The organism is Streptomyces sp. NPDC101191, assembly GCF_044767915.1.
Lineage (GTDB): Bacteria > Actinomycetota > Actinomycetes > Streptomycetales > Streptomycetaceae > Streptomyces.
In genome coordinates, this window is the sequence record NZ_JBIWOU010000002.1 from 825,502 (window position 1) to 847,184 (window position 21,683).

The following is a 21,683-nucleotide window of genomic DNA, read 5'->3' on the forward strand; positions in this document are numbered from 1 at the left end:
ACGTGCCGGACGCGGGACGACGACTGCACACCTCCCGCACGCGGGACGAGGGGGGGTATGCATCCCGGACCCGGGACGGCAAGGACACCCCTCCCGGAACCGGGCGACGGCGGCACACCTCCCGCCCGCGGGACGACGGCGGCACCCCTCCCGGACCCGCGCGACGGCGACACACCTCCCGCACCCGACACAAGGCGGTCGCCGTCCGCGTGCGTGGCCGGCGCCACCCGCGGCCGCCCGAAGCGGCGTCGGCGCCCGGGGCTCAGCCCAGCGGCTCCGGGACCGGGTCGTCCAGCCCGGCCGGGGCCAACGGGCCGGGGCGGCGGCCGTGGAGGACGGCGAGGCCGCGCCGGGTGGCCGCGACCACGACCCGGTCGCCGGGGCCCAGGGCGCGGTCGGGCGGGAGCTCCCCGACGGGGACGTATCCGGAGCGGTCGAGCGGGACGCCCGCGTCGCCGCGGGCGATCACGCGCCAGGCCCCGGGGCGGAAGGCCTCGGCCACCGTGCGGCCGTCCAGCAGCGGATGGTCCGCGACGTCGAGCGCCGCGAAGAGCAGCACCCTGCGCTCCACGGGGAGGGCGCCCAGGACCTGACGGCCCATCATGGCCCCGGCGAAGGCGGGCGCCGCGAGGTGCGAGACGCTGCGGCTGCGCGTGAGGGCGCCCGGGTGCACCGTGCGCAGGGTGCGGTAGACCGCGGTGGCGAAGTCGTCGTCGTACAGGCGCAGCGCCACCCGCAGCCCGGGGCTGATCGAGCGGGCGTGCAGCGCGGCCTCCAGGTTGGTGATGTCGACGCTGGTCAGGGCGAGCAGGGCACGGGCGCGATGGATGCGGGCGGCCTCCAGGACGCCCTCCTCCGTGACATCGCCGATGACGGTCGGTACCCGCAGCCGGCGGGCGAGCGCGAGGCCGCGGGCCTCGGGGTCGGCCTCGACGCAGACCACCGGGATGTTCATCTTCCGCAGCCGGGCGAGGACCCGGGTGCCGACCTTGCCCAGGCCGAGGAGCACCACGTGGCCGGAGAGACCGCGCGGCGGCCGGCGCAGCGCCGTCGCGCTGCGGAAGGTGCCGAAGGCCTCCAGGAGCGCCGCGATGACCACGGGGAGCAGGAGCAGTCCGACGAATCCGGCCAGGATCTGCAGCAGTTGACGGCTGGTCGGCTCTCCGACGGCCGGGTCCCCGATCGCGAAGATGTCGAGCAGGATCAGATAGGCGGCGTGCAGCGGGTGGTCGCCCGTGGTGAAGGTGGAGGCAAGGGTCAGCGCCAGGACCGCGGCGAGGACACCGGCGAGGGACCAGCGCAGGCGCCGCGAGAACAGCGAACCGACCGGCAGCCCGGAGGCGCCGAGCCAGCCGGAGGCCTGCGTCGGCCCCTCGTAGGAGACGGTTTCGAGCGCGACGATGCCACGCCCGGTCGCGGCGGCGACCTCCGCGTCGCCCGGCAGCAGGCGCGGGCGCTGGTCGCCGCTCGTCTCGGAGCCCTCGCAGCCGCCCGGGTCGCCGGTGGTGGAGGAGAGCAGGGCGAGCGGACACAGACCCGGGTCGGCGACCTCACCCGGTGCGGGAGGGGTGCGGTCGACCGCGTGCAGCAGCAGTCCGCCGGCCTGGATGACCTTCCGGCCGCCCGCGACGGCAGTGGCCGCGAGGGCCGGAGCGGCGGTGTCGGCGTCGGAGAGGACGGTCGTGCCGGCCTCCGGCTTGTCGGGGTCGAGGCCCGGTTCGACGACGGCCGAGGCCTCGTCCAGGAGTGTGGCCAGGTGCTGGCCGAGCTTGCGGTTGTAGAGCCGGATGACCAGGCGCAGGCGCGGGTTGAGCCGCCGGGCGGTCAGCGCGGCGCGGATGTTGCGCTCGTCGTCCTCGTGGACGAGGGCGAGCGCGGCGGCCCGCTCGACCCCCGCGTCGAGCAGCACGGTGTCGTCGACCTCGGCCGTCTCGACCATCCGGATCCTCCGGCCCTGCTCCGGGCCGCGCCCGTCGCCCGGGCCGGGCGCGCCGGTGCCGCCCGAGCCCGTGGTGCGCGTGACGGCCGCGGTCACCCGGCCGAAGAGCGCCATGGCCCGCCCTGGCCGGTCGGCGGGCCGGTCGGGCGCGCCGCCGGGCGAGGGGACGAGCAGGGTGACGCGCTCCCCGTACATCTCGTTCAGTTCGGCCGCGAGACGATGGGCGAGCACGTCGTCACCACAGACGATCATGTGCTCGATCGAGCCCGCGGGGGCCTCCGAGGTGGCAACGGGCCTGCTCTGGTACGGAAATGAGGACACGTCACCAGGATGCCCTGCCCCACCGACAGACCCGGGACGGGGTATGCCGGGACCGGGACGGGGGGCGCCACGGCGTCGGGCGTCCGCGTCCGTGGATCGCCGGGACCCCGCACGGGAGGGGTGGCACGGCGTCAGGTGTCCGCGTCCGGGATCGCCGGGACCGGGCACACGGGGACACTGGGGGGGGTGGCACGGCGTCAGGTGTCCGCTTCCGGGACCGGGCACATGGGGGACACGGGGGGGGCGGCACGGCGTCAGGGGTCCCGCGTCCGGCGGCTCCCGGCCGCCCGACACGCCGCCGTTCGCCACGGCCGCTACCCCGGTCGGCGCACTTCGATCTGCGGGGCCGGCACCGGCTTCCTACGGTGGCTGAATGATCGTCACGCCAGCTGTCCGTCTTGCCGCCGCAGGCGCCGCGGCGCTGCTGCTCGCGCTTCCGGTCCCGGCGGCCGCCGCCTCCCCCCTGGAGCCGACTCCGCCCTCGCGGTCCTTCGTCGACCCCGCCCGGCTCGACCGGTCCGGCACCCAGGTGCAGCCGCTGCGGGGCGCTCCGGAGGTGCCGTCCCTCTCGGCGTTGTCCTGGGTGGTGGCGGACGCGGTCACGGGCGAGGTGCTCGCCGCGCGCAACGCGCACAAGCCGCTGCCGCCCGCCAGCACGCTGAAGACCTTGTTCGCCCTGACAGCGCTGCCCCACCACGAGGCGGACGAACGCCACACCGTCGCCGACGCCGAACTGACCGGCATCGGCGAGGGCAGCAGCCTGGTCGGCGTGAAGGAGGGCTACACCTACAAGGTGTCGGACCTCTGGAACGGCGTCTTCCTCAGTTCGGGCAACGACGCGGTGCACGTGCTCGCCTCGATGAGCGGCGGCTGGGAGTCGATGACCAAGCAGATGCAGGAGAAGGCCGTGTCGCTCGGGGCCCGCGACACCCACGTGGTCTCGCCCGACGGCTACGACGCGCCGGGCCAGGTCTCGTCCGCGTACGACCTGGCGGTCTTCGGGCGGGCAGGGCTTCAGGACCCGGACTTCGTCCGCTACTGCTCGACCCGGTACGCCGACTTCCCGGCCGGCTCGTGGTCGTACGGCATCGCCAACACCAACCGGCTGCTCACCGGCTCCAACGGGGTGGCGCGCTATCCCGGGCTCATCGGGGTGAAGAACGGCTACACGAGCAACGCCGGCAACACCCTGGTCGCGGCCGCCAGACGTGGCGGGCGGACACTGGTGATCTCGGTGATGAACCCGCAGGCGGGCGGCGGTCTCGCGGTGTACGAGGAGGCCCGGGAGCTGCTCGACTGGGGCTTCGAGGCCTCCGGGCAGGTGCGGCCGGTGGGCTCGCTGCTGCCCGGGAAGGACCCGCGGAAGGCGGCCGGCACCGCACAGGTGCGGGCCGCGGGGAAGACGCAGAGCGCCGGGGAGACGCGCGGCGCGGACCGGACGGAGGGCCCGCTGAAGGCCAAGGCCGGCCCGGAGGTCGGCGCGCCGGCGCGGGCGGTCACGGAGCGGAAGCCGCACGACATGCCGCAGAAGGCCGCCCCCTCGGGCACGGCGGCGGGGCTGCCGCTCGCCCTGGTCGGCGCGGCGCTCGGCGCGGCCCTCTCGCTGTGGCTCTGGCGCCGGTTCGGCGCGAGCGGGAACTGAGTCCCGGGCAGGCCGCGATGCCCGGGCGGCATCGTTCGGCGGGCGCCGTACGGTCCCGCGCCTAGGCTGCCCGGACACCGCGCGGGACAGGCCCGGCGGTCCTCGGGGAGGAGCGGCATGCGGACGAGCACCTGTGCGGCGGAGGTCGCGCGGCGGTTCCGGGAGGTCAACGGCGACCACCCGATGACGGTGGCCGACGACGCCTACGTCAGCGCGCGGTTCACGCCCCTCGAGGTCCTGTGCGCGGAGTCGGGGCGGGACGTGGAGGAGGCGCGGCGGCAGATGCTGGACGGGCTGCTGCCGCTGCCGGGCTATCTGCGGTCTGACGGGGCGGAGATGGTCCCCCGCGATCTGTTCGACCTGGCCGCCCGGGCGGGCGGTCCGGAGCGGCTGCGCGGGTGGTTCGTCGCGCACTGGCCGGACCCGGCCGACGGCGCGGCGGAGTGGGAGGCGTATCTGAGCGGCCGGTACGTCTGTCTGCACCGGGTCGCCCCGGACACGATCCGGCGCAAGGACGAACTGACCGCGGCGATCACCGACGCGCTCGGCGCGCCGCGTCCCGACTCGCCGTTGTGGGCGGCCGCCCTGCACGCCCTGGTGGACGAGCTCGACGCGCTGGAACCGGAGTTCGCGCCCTACGACCGGCTGCGCTTCGGCGGTCCGACCTCGCGGGACACCTGCATCGACGCCGTACGGAACCGCTTCCCGCGCCCGGCGGAGGCGTCCCCGGGCGGCGACGCGCTCAGCTGACGTCGCCGTCGTCGGGGCGCGGACGTTCGTCGCCGGTGAGATGGCGGTGGGACCAGCGCAGCACCAGGCGCATGACACAGGTCAGAGTGAGCACCCAGACGACGGCGAAGGCCCAGATGAGGGCCGCGGACCCGGTGGCGACGGCGCTCACGAAGAGGACGACCGCCACGAGGCCGAGCAGGGCGGCCGCGGGGCCCGTGAGCCGGCCGGACCCGACGGTCCGGCGCTTGCCGAAGCCTGTCGCCGAGGCGCGCCGCCCGGTCCGCAGCCGGGTCCGGTGGCCGGTGGCGAAGGTGTGGGCGAGGGCGGCGTCCTCGTCGAGATCGTGCTCGATCTGCTCGAGGATCCGCCGCTCGCGCGGCGAGAGCTGTGCCCCGTCCATGTCCGGCACCTCCCACCCGTGGGCCCTGGTCGTGCGGCCCCGTCCGTGGCGCTATTCGGCGGTCATCCCGCCGGTGCGCGTCGAACCGCACACCTTCAGTGTGGACTCCCGCAGCGGCGACGGCTCGGCGACGTAGCGCTCCGCGGCCCTGGCCGCCTCGCGGCCGGTGCGCTCCCCCATGAGGACGCACAGCGTGTACACGGTGTCCTCGAACCGCCTGCGGGCCGCCGGGTCGTGCGGCCTGGCCAGGACCAGCCGTTCCTGGCTGCGGTAGCACCGAAGCAGGCGGTCGATCGTGTTGCGGTCGGGGAGCAGCATCCGGTCCTCCTGTACGGCCCTGGCCCCCCGGCTCCACCATCGTGGGGTCACACGCTCACCCGCGCGACCCGCAGCGCCACGCTGGGTGATCGGCGGGATCCCCGCGTGCGCGTCGAGCCGTGATGGCGGAAGGTCGAGACATGAACACCAGTGACCGACTGCACGTGGTCGTCACCGGTGCCACGGGGAACGTGGGGACGAGCCTGGTGCGGGCTCTGGAGCGGGAGCCCCGGGTGGCGTCGGTGCTCGGCCTGTCCCGGCGCCGGCCGGGACTGACCCTGACGAAGACCGAGTGGGCCGAGGTGGACCTCTCGCTGGAGGGGGACGAGCCGCGGCTCGCGCAGTACCTGGCGGACGCGGACGCGGTGGTGCACCTGGCCTGGCGCTTCCAGCCGACGCACGACCCGCTGGCGACGTGGCGGACCAATGTGCTCGGCTCGGTGCGGGTCTTCGACGCGGTGGCCGCGGCGCGCGTCCCGGTCCTGGTGCACGCCTCCTCGGTCGGCGCCTACTCCCCCGGGCCGGGCAACGGCGCGCCGGTGTCGGAGTCCTGGCCGACGCACGGCTGGCCGGGCGCCGCGTACACCCGCGAGAAGGCCTATCTGGAACGGGTCCTGGACACCTTCGAGCGCGACCATCCGCAGACGCGGGTGGTGCGGCTGCGGCCCGGGTTCCTGTTCAAGGAGGAGGCGGCGAGCGAGCAGCGGCGGATCTTCGCGGGCCGCTGGTTCCCGGGCCAGCTGTTCCGTCCCGAACTGCTCCCGCTGCTGCCGGAGCTGGACGGTCTGCGCTTCCAGGTGCTCCACACCGACGACGCGGCCGAGGCGTACCGGCTGGCGCTGCTGCACGACGTCCGGGGCGCGTTCAACGTGGCGGCCGATCCGCCGGTCGACGTGGGCACGCTGGCCGCGCTGTTCGACGCCCGGCCGGTGAAGGTGCCGAACGCGGCGGTCCGGGGCGCGCTCGCGGCGGCCTGGCGGATGCGGGTGGTGCCCGCCTCGCCCGACCTGTTCGACGCGGTCCTCCACCTGCCGGTGATGGCGACGGAGCGGGCGCGGCGCGAGCTGGGCTGGGAGCCGGCCAGGACCTCGGTGGAGGCCCTGGAGGCGTTCCTGCGCGGAGTCAGGGCGGGTGGCGGCGACGCGACGGAGCCCCTGGCCGGGCGCCGCTTCGGCTGAGCCGGAACGCGCCGCACCAAGAGCCGCTCAGGCCCGCGCCGCACCAAGAGCCGCTCAGGCCCGCGCCGCACCAAGAGCCGCTCAGGCCCGCGCCGCACCAAGAGCCGCTCAGGCCCGCGCCGCGCCAAGAGCCGCTCAGGCCCGCGCCGCCGCCCAGTCCACGATGCGCATGGCGGCGCCGGCCGCCTCGCGGCCGCGGCAGTGGGCGCGGTGCCGGTCGAGCAGGGCGTCGATGTCGAGGTGACGGCCGAAGGCGGGGTGGGCGGCGAGCCGGGCGGCGTAGGCCCACAGGGCGGGGTGGGCGGCGACCCGGTCCATGGCGGCGGCGTCGAGGTGCCAGCGGTGGACGGTGTCCAGCTGGACGAGGGTGCCCCAGACGGTCACGTCGGCGGCGGTGAGCGCGTCGCCGAGGACGTACGGGCCGCGGGCGAGGCGCCGCTCCAGCGAGCCGAGCGCGGCGAACAGCACGGTGAGCGGGTCGTGGTGGGCGGCGGTGTCGTCGAGGCCGAGTTCGCCGGCGCGCTGGGCGGCGGCGTTGACGCTGCGCTCGCACAGGTCGGCGACGGCACGGATCTCGTCCTGCCGGTCCTCGGGGAGCAGTTCGGGTCCGTCGCCGCGGAAGCGGAGGGCGAGGTCCCGCAGGATGTCGGGCACGTGGGTGGAGACGATCCGGCCGGTCCAGCCGTCGCTGAGCACGGGGGCGGCGGCCGGCCCCCGGTAGAGGTGGGCGCTGGCCTCGTACAGGGGGCGCAGTGCGGCGTACCCGCCGTCGGGCGTGTCGGCGAGGGCGGGCAGCACGGTCAGCGGCAGGGTGTCGTCGAGACCGAGCAGTCCGTGGGTCACGGCGACGCCGAGACAGCCGGGGTCGGCCGGGGCCAGGTGGAGGCGGTAGCGGTGCGGTACGGCGTAGTGGCCGCTGTGCTCGTCGCGGCCGATGCGGCCACGGAAGACGGGGGCGGTGGCGGCGGGGACGACGGAGGGTACGACGGACATGGTTCTCCCTGGGTGCTCGGTGCTGGGTCGCGATGGCGCGCGACGGCACGACGGCGTCGGCGCGCTCCCGGAGGCAGCAGAGGTACGGGAAGGAACGGACACGGGCAGGCCGGGGGCCGGGCCGCGCGGCGTTCGGGCGGATACGCGGGCGCAGGTCCGGCCGGGCTCGGGGGGCGACGGATTCCGGAGCCCCTCGAAGGCCTGTCGTCAGGCCGCGCTGCAGACCCGCAGCAGGTCGATGTGGCGGCGGGAGGTGAGCGGCAGGGTGCGCGGCAGCCGGCCGGCGTGGGCCGTGTCCGGTGCGGCGGCGGCTCTCATGATTCCCTACCTGTTCACTCGGCTTCTCGTTCACGAGTGTGGGAGCGCCGCCGCCCCTCGTCAAGGGTGCGGACCGGGCGCCTATGCATAATGCGCGTATGCGCATTTCAGCCAGGGCCGACTACGCGGTGCGGGCCGCCCTCCAGCTCGCGGCGGCCCGGGACGCCGGGCCGGTGAAGGCCGAGGCCATCGCCGAGCACCAGGGAATTTCGCACAAGTTCCTGGAGGGAATCCTGGGCGACATGCGCAAGGGCGGTCTGGTGCAGAGCCAGCGGGGCGGCAACGGTGGCTACTGGCTCGCGAAGCCGGCCGAGGACATCTCGGTCGCCGACGTGATCCGCTGCGTCGAGGGTCCGCTGGTGTCGGTACGCGGGGTGCGGCCGCCGGAGCTGTCGTACACGGGGCCGGCCGAGTCGCTGCTCACGCTGTGGGTGGCGCTGCGGGCGAACGTGCGCCAGGTCCTCGACGGGGTGTCGCTGGCCCAGTTGGCCACCGCCGCGCTGCCGCCGGAGATCGTGGCGCTGGCGGAGGACCCGGAGTCCTGGACCAACCCCTGACGGTCCGGCCCCGGTCCACCCGTCTCGCTTTACGAGAATCCAAGGTCCGCGATGTGGACGCCTGTTGGGGCCCGGCCGACCCCTCTGCCACTATCCCTACTATTCCAGTGGGAATACTAGGGATCATGTGAGGTGCCGTGAGAACGCCGAAGAAGTCAGCGATACGCACCGCCTCCGCAGCGGCCCACCGCCCGGCCGACGACGAGATCTGGCCCCGCGTCACCCGGGAGCTCGCCGACGATCTCGCCGTGGACGCCGTGGCCAGGGACCGGGCCGGGAAGGCGCCGTTCGACGAGGTGGCCCGGCTCCAGGAGGCGGGTCTGCCCGCACTGCTCACCGCGCCCGGGACCAGCGGGCGCGGGGCCGACTGGCGGACCGCCTGCGGGGTGATCCGCGAGATCTCCGCCGCCGACGGCTCCGTCGGCGAACTCCTCGCCCACCACTGCGTGCTGTCCTGGACCTCGCGCTTCCTCGGCCCGGCGGCCGGACCGCTCGACCTCGCCGGGCGCGCCGCCGAGGAGCGGTGGCTGCTCGGCGGAGCGGTCGAGCCACCACGCACCGGAACCGGGACCACGGGGCTCACCCTCACCCCGGCCGGCGGCGGCTCGTACGTCCTCGACGGACGGCGCGCCTTCGCCAGTGGCGTGACGGTCGCCGACCGGCTGGTCGTCGGGGCCCGCTGTACGGAGACGGGCGACCTGCTGCTCGTCCTCGTGGACCCGGCGCATCCGGCCGTCCTCACCGACCCGGGCCCCGAGCGGATGGGCCAGCGTCTCGCGGGCGCGGGCACCGTCACGTTCGACCGGGTGACCGTCGATCCCGGGCAGGTCCTCGGTGCGCTCCCCCACGACGAGCACGCCGTCGCCCCGTACTCGACCCTGGCGCCGCTCGCCCTGCGGCTGCTCCTGGTCCACGTCGGGCTCGGCATCGCCGAGGGCGCGCTCGCCGAGGCCCGGGACGTGAGCCGGGCCACCCAGGCCGCCCCGCCGCGCCCGGCCGGCGGCGCCGCCCCCGCCGGAGACGACCCGTACCTGCTGCTGGCCTACGGGGAGTTGGCGACCTCCGCGCACACCGCCGCCGCCGTGGCGGAGCGGGCGACGGACGCCCTGGCGCACGGGCTGCTCGCCGAACGGGCCCTCGACGTCGAGGAACGGGCCGACATCGCCGTCCTCGTCGCCGCGGCCGAGACCGTGGCCAACCGGGCCGCGGTCGACATCACCACCCGCATCCTGCAGCTCGTGGACCCGGCCGCGGCCGCCGACCCGCACGGCGCGGGGTCAGGGTTCGACCGCTTCTGGCGCAACGTCCGGGCGCTCACCGCCCCGGTCTCGCCGGACCACCGGCTGCGGGACATCGGCGACCACTATCTGCACGGCACCCACGCCCGGCTCACCCTCCTGGCGTAACCGGGCACCCCGGCCCGGTCGGCGCAACGGGGCCCGCTCTGCCCGGTTCGGGCCGGACGGCACGGCAGGCCGGGACGTCCGGCCCTGTCCCCGGACGGTCCAAGGGCCCAAGCTTGACGCATCGGCCCGTCGTCCGGCGGGACCGACGACCGGCCGAGGGAGACAGCCTGATGAGTCGTGAGATCGTCGCGGGAGTGGACGGTTCGCCGGAGAGCCTGGCCGCGGCGGACTGGGCCGCCCGCGAGGCGCTGCACCGCGGGCTGCCGCTGCGGCTCGTGCACGCCTGGCGGTGGGAGCCCCTCGACCTGCCGCTGCTCCAGGACCCGACGGAGCAGCAGCAGGCGGCCCGGGGCGTGCTCCGCGAGGCGGAGAGCGCCGTCGCGGAGCGGCACCCGGAGCTCCCCCTGAGCGCCGAGGTGCTCGGCGACACTCCGGTGGCGGCCCTGCTGGGCACCACGAAGCACGCCGAGCTGCTCGTCATCGGCTCGCGCGGGCACGGAGCGGTGGCGGGCTTCCTGCTCGGCTCGTACGGGCAGCAGATCATCGCGGACGCCGAGGTGCCGGTCGTCGCGGTCCGCTCGCGCGACGGCGAGGCGGCCGAACCGCCCGCCGGGCAGATCCTGGTGGGCCAGCACGGCACTCCGGAGGACAGTGCGGCCGCGCTGGGCTTCGCCTTCGGGGCGGCCGCGGCGCGCGGGGCCGGGGTCCAGGCCGTGCGTGCCTGGAGCCTGCCGCCGCTCTTCGCCTACAGCCCGGGCTCGCTGCGGCTCGCCGACGAGGCGGGCGGTCTCGTGCCGTACGAGGAGAAGGCGCTGCGCGAGGCCGTCGCGCCGTGGCGGGAGCGCTACCCGGACGTCCCGGTGACGGAGCACGTGGAGCTGGGCAGCGCCGGGCAGGTGCTGCTCTCGCGGTCCGGGGCGGCGCAGCTGCTCGTGGTGGGGCGGCGGGCCCGGCGCGGGGCGCTCGGGGCGCGCATCGGTTCGGTGGCGCACGCCGCCCTGCACCTCGCGCCGTGCCCGGTGGCAGTGGTGCCGCAGGAGGTTGACGCGCAGGATTGACGAGGAGTGTCGCCTTCTCCGGGGCCGGACAGTAATACCGCCGTCTCTTCCCACCGTCGTCCCGGTGACGCTCCGGAAGCCGGGCGGCCCGGTGGCCCCGTAACGAGAGCGGAGCTCCATGCAGCACGACGCGCACGACGCAGCCGACGCCCGGGACCGCCGCGGTCGGGCCCTTGCCGGCGCCCGCGGCGGCCGGCACCGGCGCGGACCGGGCCGGCCGGGGCCGGCCTTCCGTACGGCGGCGATGGCCACGGGCACGCTGGCGGTGGCCCTCACGGTGGCGACCGGGCTGTACGCGACGGCTCCGGGCGCTCCGTCCGGCCGGGGCGGGCCGTCGGCCGCACCGTCCCTGGCACGGGCGGAGCCGGTCACCGCCGCCCGGGCCGCCGCCCGGCCCGCCACGCTGCCCGAGCAGGCCGCCGGGACCGACGGGCAGTACGTGACGCAGGTGGTGCTGCTGGCCAACGCCGAGCGGAAGAAAGCCGGTTGCGCCCCCCTGCGGTCGGACGCCCGGCTCCAGGAGGCGGCCCAGGGGCACGCCGACGACATGGCGGCCCGGGCCTCCTACGCCCATATCGGCAAGGACGGGCGGGACGCGGGCGACCGGATGGCCGCGGCCGGCTACACCTGGACGTCCTGGGGCGAGAACATCCACCGCGGGCCGGAGTCGCCCGCCCAGGCGGTGGAGGACTGGATGAACAGCCCGGGCCACCGCAAGAACATCCTCAACTGCGCGTTCGAGGACATCGGCGTCGGCGTGAACCTCCGGGCCAACGGCCCGTGGTGGGTGCAGGACTTCGCCACGGGCCGTTGAGCGCCGGCCCAGGCCCTGTCGTCGAACTCCCGTCTGCCCCGCGACGCCGGGAGTTCGACGACCGGACCTAGAGCGGGGTGGCCAGCTCCTGGATCCAGACCGTGCCGTCGGGGCCGGACACCGCGGCGACGCCGGTGTCCCGGTAGCGGCAGTCGAGCATGTTGGCCCGGTGCGGGGCGTCGGCCATCCAGTCGGCGACGACGGAGGAGGGGTCGGACTGCCCGCGGGCGAGGTTCTCGGCCCAGGCGCTCCAGGAGTACCCGCCCGCCGTCATCCGGGTACCGGGATCCGTGCCGTCGGGGCCGCTGTGGCCGTACGAACGGCTCGCCACCATGTCCTTGCCGTACGCGCGGGCCACGGCGGCCAGCTCCGGATCGGCGCGCAGCGGGCCGCAGCCCGCCTCGGCCCGGTGCCGGTTGACCAGTCGGGTCACCCGCTCCTCGGGGCTCGGCTCGGGCGCCCGGGTCCGGGTGGGCGAGGGAGTGGGGGACGGAGGGGGCGTGGTCGGCGTGGGGCGGCTCACCGGGGTCACCTCGGCGGTCGGGGTCACGGCCACCCGCGCGCGTACCTCGGCCTCCGCGTCCCGCTCGCCCGGCAGCAGCAGGATCACGCCGCCGAGCACGGCGACGGCGGCCGCCCCGGCGCCCCAGGCCCGCCAGGCGGGGGCCGCCGGGCCTCCGAAGCCAGGCCCGGCGGCGGGAGCCGGGTCCGCCGGGGCGAGCGGCACCTCCTGCCCCGCCCACGCGACCGTGTCCAGGGCGACGTCCCCGCCACGGCCCGCCCAGACGAGCAGCGGGGGCACCAGGCCGAGCCCGACGAGGAGGCCCTCGGCGGGGGCGAGGCCGCTGCGGGTGGGGGCGCAGCGGCGGCAGCTGTCGAGGTGGCGGGCGAGACGCTTGCGCCACAGCGGGGAGGGGCCGCCGTCCCAGGTGGCGGTCGTCTCGGCCAGATCCGGACAGGGCGGGACCGCGGCGAGGGCACGGACGACCGCGCGGCCGGTCTCCAGGCGGGCCTTCATGCGCTGGACGCGCACGGCGGCGTGCCGCGGCGGGATGTCGAGGGCGGCGGCCAGTTCGGCGCGGGTCAGTTCGCCCGCGGCCTCCAGCCACCACAGGGAGAGGACCTCGCGGTCGTCCTCGTCGAGCCAGCGGGTGGCCTCGGCGACCTCGCGGCGCTGGCCGGTGAGGCCGAGCCGCAGGATGGCGAGGTCGGTGAAGTCGCCGGCCGGATCGGCGAGCTCGGTGGCCTGGTCGAGGCCGGACAACGGCGCCTGCCGGCGTTCCCGCCAGCGGCGCCGTATCCGGTTCATCGCGATGGCGACCAGCCAGGAACGGAACCGGGCGGGGTCGCGCAGGGAGGGCAGCCCGTCGAGGGCGCGGACCATCGTCTCCTGGACGAGGTCGTCCGCGTCGGCGTGCCCGTCGAGGGCGCGGCCGACGATGTTGTAGACGAGCGGCAGGAAGGCCCGTACGAGTTCGTCCCCGGCGCGTGCGTCACCGGCCCGCGCCGCCTCGACCAGCGCGGCGGTGCGGAGCTCCTCGTTCTGCATGTTCTCTGCTTCCCTCGGGTGCTGTCCTGGGTTCTTCCTGGGAGACCCTCGGGAGCAGGGGGGACAACACTTTTTCGCGCGCTACCCCGACAGGTGCGGCAGGATCGGCACGGTCGCCCCGCCTCCTTCGCGTACGGCCGCGACGACGGCGTCGTGCAGGTCGCGGCTCTCCTCCTCCGATCCGCAGGGAACCGGACTGCCCGACATGGTGAACCAGTCGGATGCGCCGCTGTACTGCACGGCCACACGTGCCTCGGCGTCGATGAAGGTGGTGTGCACGGTCAGGTCGCCCGTGAGCACACCGGCCTCGACGGTCAGCACCCCGCCCCGCCCGGTGTAGACACCGGCGGTCGTCCATGATGCCCAGCTCATCCATCCAGATTCACACCCGGACGGCGGATGCGCCACCGACGCGACCGCCCCGGCCGGACGGGTGTCCGGCCGGGGCGGTGCCGCGTCGGTCCGCGATCAGGCGAGGGTGGAGATGGCCTCGTTGAAGGTGGCGGAGGGGCGCATCACGGCCGCGGCCTTGGCCGGGTCGGGCTGGAAGTAGCCGCCGATGTCGGCGGGGGAGCCCTGGACGGCGATCAGCTCGTCGACGATCTTCTGCTCGTTGGCGGCGAGCGTCTCGGCGAGCGGGGCGAAGGCCTTGGCCAGCTCCGCGTCCTCGGTCTGCGCGGCCAGCTCCTGGGCCCAGTAGAAGGCCAGGTAGAAGTGGCTGCCGCGGTTGTCGATACCACCGACGCGACGGGTCGGCGACTTGTCCTCGTTGAGGAAGGTGCCGGTGGCGCGGTCGAGGGTGTCGGCGAGGACCTGGGCGCGGGCGTTGCCCGTGGTGGTGGCCAGGTGCTCGAAGGAGGCGGCCAGCGCGAAGAACTCGCCGAGCGAGTCCCAGCGCAGGTAGTTCTCCTTGACGAGCTGCTGGACGTGCTTCGGGGCGGAGCCGCCGGCGCCGGTCTCGAAGAGGCCGCCGCCCGCCATCAGCGGGACGATCGAGAGCATCTTGGCGCTGGTGCCCAGCTCCAGGATCGGGAAGAGGTCGGTCAGGTAGTCGCGGAGGACGTTGCCGGTGACCGAGATGGTGTCCTCGCCGCGGCGGATGCGCTCCAGGGAGAACTTGGTGGCCTCGACCGGGGAGAGGATCTTGATCTCGAGGCCCTCGGTGTCGTGCTCCGACAGGTACGCGTTGACCTTGGCGATCAGCTGCGCGTCGTGGGCGCGCGACTCGTCCAGCCAGAAGACGGCCGGGGCGCCGGTGGCGCGGGCGCGGGTGACGGCGAGCTTGACCCAGTCCTGGACCGGCAGGTCCTTGGTCTGGCAGGCGCGGAAGATGTCGCCCTCGGCGACCTCCTGCTCCAGGACCACGTTGCCGGCGTCGTCGACGAGGCGGACGGTGCCGGCCGCGGCGATCTCGAAGGTCTTGTCGTGGGAGCCGTACTCCTCGGCCTTCTGCGCCATGAGGCCGACGTTCGGGACGGAACCCATGGTCGACGGGTCGAAGGCGCCGTGGGCGCGGCAGTCCTCGATCACGGCCTGGTAGACGCCGGAGTAGGAGCTGTCCGGGAGGACGGCGAGGGTGTCGGCCTCCTGGCCGTCCGGGCCCCACATGTGGCCGGAGGTGCGGATCATGGCCGGCATCGAGGCGTCGACGATCACGTCGGACGGGACGTGGAGGTTGGTGATGCCCTTGTCGGAGTCGACCATCGCGAGGGCCGGGCCCTCGGCGAGCTCGGCGTCGAAGGAGGCCTTGATCTCGTCGCCGAGGCCGTGCGGGACGGACTCCAGGCCCTTGAGGATGGTGCCCAGGCCGTCGTTCGCGGACAGGCCGGCGGCGGCCAGGACCTCGCCGTACTCGGCGAAGGTCTTCGGGAAGAAGGCGCGCACGACGTGGCCGAAGACGATCGGGTCGGAGACCTTCATCATGGTGGCCTTGAGGTGCACGGAGAAGAGGACGCCCTCGGCCTTGGCCCGGGCGACCTGCTCCGAGAGGAAGGTGCGCAGGGCCGCCGCGCGCATGACGGAGGCGTCGACGACCTCGCCGGCGAGGACCGGGACGGACTCGCGGAGCACGGTGGTGGTGCCGTCGGCGGCCACGTGCTCGATGCGCAGGGAGCCGGGCTCGGAGACGACGGCGGACTTCTCGGTGGAGCGGAAGTCGTTCTGCCCCATGGTGGCGACGTTGGTCTTGGACTCGGAGGTCCAGGCGCCCATGCGGTGGGGGTGGGTCTTGGCGTAGTTCTTGACGGCGCCGGGGGCACGGCGGTCGGAGTTGCCCTCACGCAGGACCGGGTTGACGGCCGAGCCCTTGACCTTGTCGTAGCGGGCGCGGACGTCCTTGTCCTCGTCGGTCCGCGGGTCGTCCGGGTAGTCCGGGAGGGCGTAGCCCTGGGCCTGGAGCTCGGCGATCGCGGCCTTGAGCTGCGGGATCGAGGCCGAGATGTTCGGCAGCTTGATGATGTTGGCCGCGGGCGTCTTGGCCAGCTCGCCGAGCTCGGCGAGGGCGTCCGCGATGCGCTGGCCCTCTTCGAGACGCTCCGGGAAGCTGGCGATGATGCGCCCGGCCAGGGAGATGTCACGCGTCTCGACGTTGATGCCGGCGGTCGAGGCGTAGGCCTGGATCACGGGCAGGAACGAGTAGGTCGCCAGGGCGGGCGCCTCGTCAGTGTGCGTGTAGATGATGGTCGAGTCAGTCACCGGGTGTGCTCCGCTCCACGTCTGCGTCTGCGTCTCAAGATTGCTCGACATCAAGATATCTCGTGATCGGGCTCCTCGGAAAAGGGGTCCTCGGCAATGGTTGGCGCGATCCGGTACGGAGAGGGTCCCGGGTCGAGATCGACGTGGCGGAGCAGCCCCAGCAGGACGAGCGTCACGGCCGCGCCCGTACCGGCGGCGAGGGCCTGGCCGCAGCGGTGGGCGATCCGGGGCAGCTCGGCGGGGACGGCACCGGCGCCGGGCAGACAGTCGGCGAGGAGGTAGCCGCCCGCGGCCAGGCCGCCGACCGCGAGGACGGCGAGCGGCAGCAGGACGAGCAGCCGCTGGTGGGGCAGGCCGCGCCGGGGCGCGGGCCGGACCTTGCCCCGGCGGGCGAGGAGGGCGACGAGCGCGGCGAAGGCCGCGAGCACGAGGAGGTCGGCGGCGATCACGTCGCCGGGCCTTCGGTGGCCGGAGGCGATCCCGTACGCGCCGGCGGCGACGGCCGGCAGGGCCGCGAGGCCGACGGCGATGCCGCGCAGCCGGTGCGGGGCGACGAGGAGGAGGCCCAGGGCGCCGCCGGCGGCGATCACACCGGCTCCGCTGGGGAAGCCGCTCGGGACGGTGGCGCCGGAGGCGTCGACGAGGTGCGGGCCGGGGGCGTACCTCTGGAGGAGTGCCGCGACGACGAGGGTGACGGCGATGGTGCCGAGCGCGGCGCCGGTGAGCGCGTACCGCTTGCGCAGCACGCCGACGGCGACGAGCGCGAGGACCGTCGCGGCCGGGGTGACGGTGCTGAGCCCCTGGAGCGAGGGGTGCTCGCTCAGGAACCGGGCGACGGCGGGATCGGCGAGCCGTCCGGCGGTGACGGCGTCGCCCCAGCGCCGGCCGGTGGCGGTGAGCACGAGCCCGGCGTAGGCGACGGTGAGCAGGAGGACGGCGGCGAGGCAGGTTCGCCGCATGCGTATGCGGACACGGGCGCTGAACGATCCGGCGGCCTCACCGGCGACGGCGGCGTACCACCACGTGTCACCGGCGGCTATGCCCCGCGGGGAGCTGCCGGTACGGGGCCTGTCGAAGGGTGCCATGCATCGATTCGACCCCGGTGCGGGCGTGGACGCCCGCTGGAGACGCCCGAACGGCAGTGGCCGGCCGCGGGTCCAGGAGTGCGTCCGGGATCCGATCGTGAGCAGGATCGCGTCATCAGGGCGAAGCCGACCGTGCCGATCGGCTCGCCGGTGCCGCCGGGCCCCCTCAGGGAGTCGACGAACCGGGTGAGCAGCCCCGTGGCCGTCTCCGGCCGGGCCCGGCCGGAGAGTGCCGGGCGCCGCGCGTAACGGCGCTGGCAGGTGAACATCCAGCGGGTGCGGAGGGTGGCGCTGCCGGCGGTCACGAAGCCGATCCCGGCCACGGGGCTCGGGTACCTGGGGACGACCCCCTGGCCGCCCCCTGTACGGCTCGATGCCGGGGGCGTGATCACGCCACCGCGGTACGGCGGGCGGGGGTGCGTGCGCGACGGCGCGTCCCGTCCAGCACGAAGGCGGTGTCGACCAGGGCGACGTGGCTCAGCGCCTGGGGCATGTTGCCGAGCTGGCGGCCCTCCGCCGGGTCCCATTCCTCCGCGAGCAGACCGACGTCGTTGCGGACGTCCAGGACCCGTTCGAAGACCGTACGGGCCTCGGCCGGGCGGCCGGTGGCGGCGAGGGCGTCGGCGTACCAGAACGTGCAGGCGAGGAAGGCCCCTTCGGCGCCGGCCAGGCCGTCGATCTCGTGCACCTCGCCGTTGGACACCTCGTCGTACCGGCGCAGGAAGCCGCGGTCCTCCAGGCCCGCCATGGCGCGGACGGTGCCGAGCACCCGGGGGTCGTGGGCGGGCAGGAAGCCGAGGCGCGGGATCAGCAGCGCGGTGGCGTCGACGCGGCGGCTGCCGTAGTACTGCGCGAAGGACTGCCGCTCCTCACTCCACCCGAACCGGCATACCTCGTCGCGGAGTTCGGCGCGCAGCGCCTGCCAGCGGCGCACCGAGGTGCGCAGTCCCGCCACCCGGGCGAGGCGCAACGCGCGGTCGGCGGCGACCCAGGCCATCACCTTGGAGTGGACGAACTGGCGCCGGGGGCCGCGGACTTCCCAGATGCCCTCGTCGGGTTCGCGCCAGTGCTTGTCGACGTACTCCAGGAGCGCGGCCATCAGGCTCCACACCTGCCCGTCGATCGCGACACCCGCCCGGACGGCGGAGTAGAGGGTGTTCAGGACCTCGCCGTAGATGTCGAGCTGGAACTGCCCGACGGCCGCGTTGCCGAACCTGACGGGGCGTGAGTTCTCGTAGCCCGGGAGCCAGTCGGCGTAGGTCTCGGGCAGTCGGCGTTGCCCGGCCACCCCGTACAGCGGCTGGAGGTCGGCCGGGTCTCCGGCGACGGTGCGGACCAGCCAGTCGTGCCAGGCGAGGGCTTCCCGGCGATAGCCGCTGCGCAGCAGGCAGGAGAGGGTGAACGTGGAGTCGCGCAGCCAGCAGAAGCGGTAGTCCCAGTTGCGCCGGCCGCCGATGCACTCGGGCAGCGAGGCGGTGGCGGCGGCGATGACCCCGCCGGTCGGCTCGTACGTCAGGGCCTTGAGCACGACGAGCGAGCGGATGACGGCCTCACGGGCGGGGCCCTCGTAACGGAGCCCGGCGGCCCAGTCGTTCCAGAAGGCGAGCGTCCGGTCGAGGGCGGCGGGCGCGTCGGGTGCCGGGGGCGCGGGGGTGTGGGACGGATGCCAGCCGAGGGCGAACGTGACGCGCTGGCCGGCGGCGACGGGGAACGCGAAGGTGGTGCGGTCGGCGGTGACGACGGGTTCGCCCGCGCCCGGACCGCAGTGCAGCCGGGTCGCGTCGGGACCGGCGACCGAGGCGACGGTGCGCGCGTCGAGGGCGTGGGTCCAGGGCACGACGCTGCCGTGGTCGAAGCGGACCGTCAACTCGCCCCGCATGTCGACGCGTCCGGCGATTCCCTCGACGACCCGGACGATCCGGGGGCCGCCCTGACGGGGCGGCATGAAGTCGGTGACCCGGACGGTGCCGGTCAGGGACTCCCAGACGGTGTCGAGCACCAGGGTGTCGCCGCGGTAACCCCGCCGACTGCACGCCCGGTTGCCCACCGGCGCGAGTTTCCAGTGGCCGTGGCCGCCGTCACCGAGGAGGGAGGCGAAGCAGGCGGGCGAGTCGAATCGCGGCACGCACCACCAGTCGACCGAACCGTTCCGCCCGACGAGAGCCGCCGTCTCCAGATCGCCGATGAGGGCGTAGTCCTCAATTCGCCCTGCCATGACCGGATTGTAATCCCCCGAGTTCGCGGTCGCAGAAAATGCCGGGCGCTCCGTGATCGTGACGGGGACCGCGCCGACGGTTCGCGAACCAGATGGATTCACGGAACTCCGCATAACCTTTCCGCCGGAAATGCACGATCGATCGGCATTCCTTGACCGGGGGACGACGGCGGCCGATCATGAAAGGCGTCCGCGGATTTCCGGAGGACCAGCGATGAGCGGTACGAGTCCCACGAGCGGCGAGCCGCACCCGATGCGGCGCGCCACGGACCGCGAGCCGGCGAGCGTGGCCCGCACGGCGAGCCTGGTGGTCGCGGTGCGTCCGGGCGATCCCGACACGACCTGGCTGTTCCCACAGCTGCCCGCCGCCGTACGGGAGATCATCCTGGTCGGAGCGGGTGCGGCGGGCACCGGGCGGACCACGGACGGGGTCCGCGTCCGCCGGCTCGGCCCCTGGAACTGCGCGGCCGGCGACGTCCCGCACGCCGGGCTCCTGGCCGCGACCGGCGACCACATCGTCCTCATCGGCGGCGACGGCAGCATGTCGCCCCGGGAGATCCCGCACTACCTGCACTACCTCGACAGCGGATTCGACTTCGTCAAGGGATCGCGCTTCATCGCGGGCGGGGACACGGCCTCCTATCCGCTGGTCAGACGGCTTGGCCACCGGGCGCTGCTGAGGCTCGCCCGGCAGCTGTACGGGCAACGGCTGACCGATCTCTGGTACGGATTCTGCGCCTTCCGCAGGGAATTCCTCGACCTGCTCGACCTGCGCGAGGACGGGGTGGAACTCGGCGCCGAGATCGTCGCCCACGCCCTGCACTACGGGCTGCGCATCGCCGAGGTCCCGAGTCTCGAACTCCCGCGCCGCCACGGGCCGTCGCACCCCCGGACGATCCGTGACGGCACCCGCATCCTGGGCACCCTCGTCTCCCAGCGCCCGCGCAACGCGCTCCACCGCATCGTGGCGGGCAGCGGTTGACGGCGGGCAAAACGGGTGATAGGGCTGGAAGTCAGTGCATTGCACTTGGCAGTGCGTCCCAGACCCTCGGCAGGGTCGGTTGTCGGAAGAGGCGCGTCATGACCTCCCTCCCCATCAGCCGAGCGCCGGTGGCACCCGTTCCGCATCCGCTGCGACGAGTGACCGACTGGCCCTCCGCCGAGGCGCGCCGCCGTTCACCGTGTGAGCGCTCCCTCCCCGCCCCGGCGCATCCCGCCCGGCGCGCCTCCGACCGCGTACGCGAGGCGGACCGGCGCTGCCGCCGCCACACCGAGAGCCACCGACCCCGTACGGCCGCCCGCCGCAGGCGCTCCCGTGCCGTGCGCACCCGTACCGCGGGCGGCCGACGGCGCTCGACGAGCCCGTCAGGCCCATCGGGCCGAGGTTCGAGCGGGGAACGGGGCGGCGGAGGCCACCACGGGGCGGGTTCGCGAGGCGGCCCCTGCGCTGGATCACGTGAGGGTCCGCCCCCGCGTGGCGCCTGCAGCGGGAAGTCGCCCGAGCCCCGCGGTGCGGACGCCTTCGGCGACCTCACCGCACCCGGGAGCCGTCCCGCCCCGAGGAACCCGGCCACTGCCCCGCACGCCCCGCTGACGGCCGCGCCGCGGCACCGGGCGCTCGTGCCCGCACTGATCCCCGGCTTCCCCCGTACCCCCGCGCGAGCCGTGCGCCGCGCCTTCCCCCGAGGAGGCGAGGCGCGATGACCGACGTCGACGCGCATGCCCCGCTCCCCCGCTCGCTCACCCGGCCCCCGGTCGAGCTCGAGCTGATCATCCCGGCCTTCAACGAGCGCGAGAGGCTGCCGGCCACGGTGGCCACCACCTTGCGGTTCCTCGCCCGCCGCCCCTGGTCGTCCGCCGTGGTCGTGGTCGACAACAACAGCGTGGACGGCACCCCGGACTGCGTGGACCGGTTCGCCTCCTCCGCGATGGGGCGCTCGGTGGGCTTCCACGTGATCGGCTGCGGCGACCGGGGCAAGGGCGCCGCCGTGCGGCGCGGCATCGAGACCTCCGCCGCCCGTTTCATCGGCTTCGCCGACGCCGACAACGCGACCCCCATCGAAACCCTCGACCCGGTCATGGTGCTCCTGCAGGCCGGACACGGCGCCGTGATCGCCTCCCGGCACGCGCCCGGCGCGCACCTCGCCGTCGAGCAGCCGCGGCTGCGCCGCGGCGGCGGAGCGCTGTTCCGCGCCCTCGCGCACCTGACGCTGCCGGACATCGCCGACACCCAGTGCGGCTTCAAGTTCTTCCCCGGTCCGCTCGCCCGGGAGATCGTCCGCGACTGCCACGTCGACGGCTTCGCCTTCGACGTCGAACTCCTCGCCCATGTGGTCAAGGCCGGACACGACGTCGTGGAGGTGCCGGTGGAGTGGACGGACCAGGACGGGTCGACGTTCTCCGCGCGCCGCGACGGGCTGCGCTCCATGACCGATCTGCTGCGGCTCTCCCTGGCCAGGTGACG

At 74.8% G+C, this 21,683-nt stretch carries 18 protein-coding genes; 9 read left to right on the forward strand and 9 right to left on the reverse strand.

Translation table 11 applies throughout. From position 1 onward, the window contains the following. Positions 1 to 262: 262 nt before the first annotated feature. A complete protein-coding gene (locus ACIRQF_RS10690) occupies positions 263 to 2,191 on the reverse strand; it encodes an NAD-binding protein (RefSeq protein WP_376636502.1) in 1,929 nt (642 codons plus the stop codon). A gap of 442 nt (positions 2,192 to 2,633) precedes the next feature. Between ACIRQF_RS10690 and ACIRQF_RS10695 the strand changes: the two genes are divergently transcribed. Together ACIRQF_RS10695 and ACIRQF_RS10700 are read left to right on the forward strand one after the other, a co-directional pair. Next, complete coding sequence (locus ACIRQF_RS10695) at positions 2,634 to 3,902, forward strand: D-alanyl-D-alanine carboxypeptidase family protein (RefSeq protein ID WP_404090812.1); 1,269 nt, start codon at positions 2,634 to 2,636, stop codon at positions 3,900 to 3,902. Positions 3,903 to 4,019: 117 nt separating this feature from the next. After that, entirely contained in the window at positions 4,020 to 4,652 is a 633-nt protein-coding gene (locus ACIRQF_RS10700) for a DUF6058 family natural product biosynthesis protein (protein WP_404090815.1), read from the forward strand. Here the strand turns inward: ACIRQF_RS10700 and ACIRQF_RS10705 are convergent. Further along, complete coding sequence (locus ACIRQF_RS10705; protein WP_404090818.1) at positions 4,645 to 5,034, reverse strand: hypothetical protein; 390 nt, start codon at positions 5,032 to 5,034, stop codon at positions 4,645 to 4,647. The two genes, ACIRQF_RS10700 and ACIRQF_RS10705, sit on opposite strands and share 8 nt — an antisense overlap. Before the next feature lie 51 nt (positions 5,035 to 5,085). Continuing rightward, entirely contained in the window at positions 5,086 to 5,352 is a 267-nt protein-coding gene (locus tag ACIRQF_RS10710; RefSeq protein WP_382480288.1) for a DUF5133 domain-containing protein, read from the reverse strand. 140 nt (positions 5,353 to 5,492) lie between these two features. On the opposite strand from ACIRQF_RS10710, the gene ACIRQF_RS10715 reads away from it, so the two are divergent. Further along, the gene (locus ACIRQF_RS10715; protein WP_389758001.1) at positions 5,493 to 6,530 is read left to right on the forward strand and encodes an NAD-dependent epimerase/dehydratase family protein; all 1,038 of its coding nucleotides are present in this window, start codon (positions 5,493 to 5,495) and stop codon (positions 6,528 to 6,530) included. 135 nt (positions 6,531 to 6,665) lie between these two features. On the opposite strand, the gene ACIRQF_RS10720 is transcribed toward ACIRQF_RS10715, so the two are convergent. Continuing rightward, entirely contained in the window at positions 6,666 to 7,523 is an 858-nt protein-coding gene (locus tag ACIRQF_RS10720) for a glutathione S-transferase C-terminal domain-containing protein (RefSeq protein WP_404090821.1), read from the reverse strand. 416 nt (positions 7,524 to 7,939) lie between these two features. Here ACIRQF_RS10720 and ACIRQF_RS10725 point away from each other — a divergent pair, with 416 nt between their 5' ends. The 4 genes from ACIRQF_RS10725 (at position 7,940) to ACIRQF_RS10740 (ending at position 11,676) form a co-directional block, all read left to right on the forward strand. Next, on the forward strand, positions 7,940 to 8,398 hold the full coding sequence (locus ACIRQF_RS10725) for an RrF2 family transcriptional regulator (protein WP_376636267.1): 459 nt from the start codon (positions 7,940 to 7,942) through the stop codon (positions 8,396 to 8,398). Positions 8,399 to 8,535: 137 nt separating this feature from the next. Continuing rightward, complete coding sequence (locus ACIRQF_RS10730; protein WP_376636269.1) at positions 8,536 to 9,804, forward strand: acyl-CoA dehydrogenase family protein; 1,269 nt, start codon at positions 8,536 to 8,538, stop codon at positions 9,802 to 9,804. A 170-nt stretch (positions 9,805 to 9,974) separates the two neighbouring features. Then, entirely contained in the window at positions 9,975 to 10,862 is an 888-nt protein-coding gene (locus ACIRQF_RS10735) for a universal stress protein (RefSeq protein ID WP_404090825.1), read from the forward strand. Positions 10,863 to 10,980: 118 nt separating this feature from the next. Then, positions 10,981 to 11,676: a CAP domain-containing protein gene (locus tag ACIRQF_RS10740; protein WP_404090828.1), complete on the forward strand. Its 696-nt coding sequence runs from the start codon at positions 10,981 to 10,983 to the stop codon at positions 11,674 to 11,676. A 67-nt stretch (positions 11,677 to 11,743) separates the two neighbouring features. On the opposite strand, the gene ACIRQF_RS10745 is transcribed toward ACIRQF_RS10740, so the two are convergent. From ACIRQF_RS10745 to ACIRQF_RS10765, 5 genes are all read right to left on the reverse strand, one after another. Next, positions 11,744 to 13,225: a sigma-70 family RNA polymerase sigma factor gene (locus ACIRQF_RS10745; RefSeq protein WP_404090831.1), complete on the reverse strand. Its 1,482-nt coding sequence runs from the start codon at positions 13,223 to 13,225 to the stop codon at positions 11,744 to 11,746. 81 nt (positions 13,226 to 13,306) lie between these two features. Further along, positions 13,307 to 13,597, reverse strand: a complete 291-nt coding sequence (locus ACIRQF_RS10750; protein WP_376636277.1) for a hypothetical protein — start codon at positions 13,595 to 13,597, stop codon at positions 13,307 to 13,309. 96 nt (positions 13,598 to 13,693) lie between these two features. Beyond that, a complete protein-coding gene (locus ACIRQF_RS10755) occupies positions 13,694 to 15,919 on the reverse strand; it encodes an NADP-dependent isocitrate dehydrogenase (RefSeq protein ID WP_376636279.1) in 2,226 nt (741 codons plus the stop codon). A 50-nt stretch (positions 15,920 to 15,969) separates the two neighbouring features. Then, on the reverse strand, positions 15,970 to 17,004 hold the full coding sequence (locus tag ACIRQF_RS10760) for a phosphoesterase (protein WP_404090835.1): 1,035 nt from the start codon (positions 17,002 to 17,004) through the stop codon (positions 15,970 to 15,972). A gap of 388 nt (positions 17,005 to 17,392) precedes the next feature. After that, positions 17,393 to 19,219 carry a glycoside hydrolase family 15 protein gene (locus tag ACIRQF_RS10765; protein ID WP_382480269.1) on the reverse strand — a complete coding sequence of 609 codons (1,827 nt, stop codon included), beginning with the start codon at positions 19,217 to 19,219 and terminating at the stop codon, positions 17,393 to 17,395. A gap of 214 nt (positions 19,220 to 19,433) precedes the next feature. Here ACIRQF_RS10765 and ACIRQF_RS10770 point away from each other — a divergent pair, with 214 nt between their 5' ends. After that, a complete protein-coding gene (locus ACIRQF_RS10770; RefSeq protein ID WP_382480267.1) occupies positions 19,434 to 20,201 on the forward strand; it encodes a glycosyltransferase family 2 protein in 768 nt (255 codons plus the stop codon). A 718-nt stretch (positions 20,202 to 20,919) separates the two neighbouring features. Then, on the forward strand, positions 20,920 to 21,681 hold the full coding sequence (locus tag ACIRQF_RS10775; RefSeq protein WP_376636287.1) for a glycosyltransferase: 762 nt from the start codon (positions 20,920 to 20,922) through the stop codon (positions 21,679 to 21,681). Positions 21,682 to 21,683 lie beyond the last annotated feature (2 nt).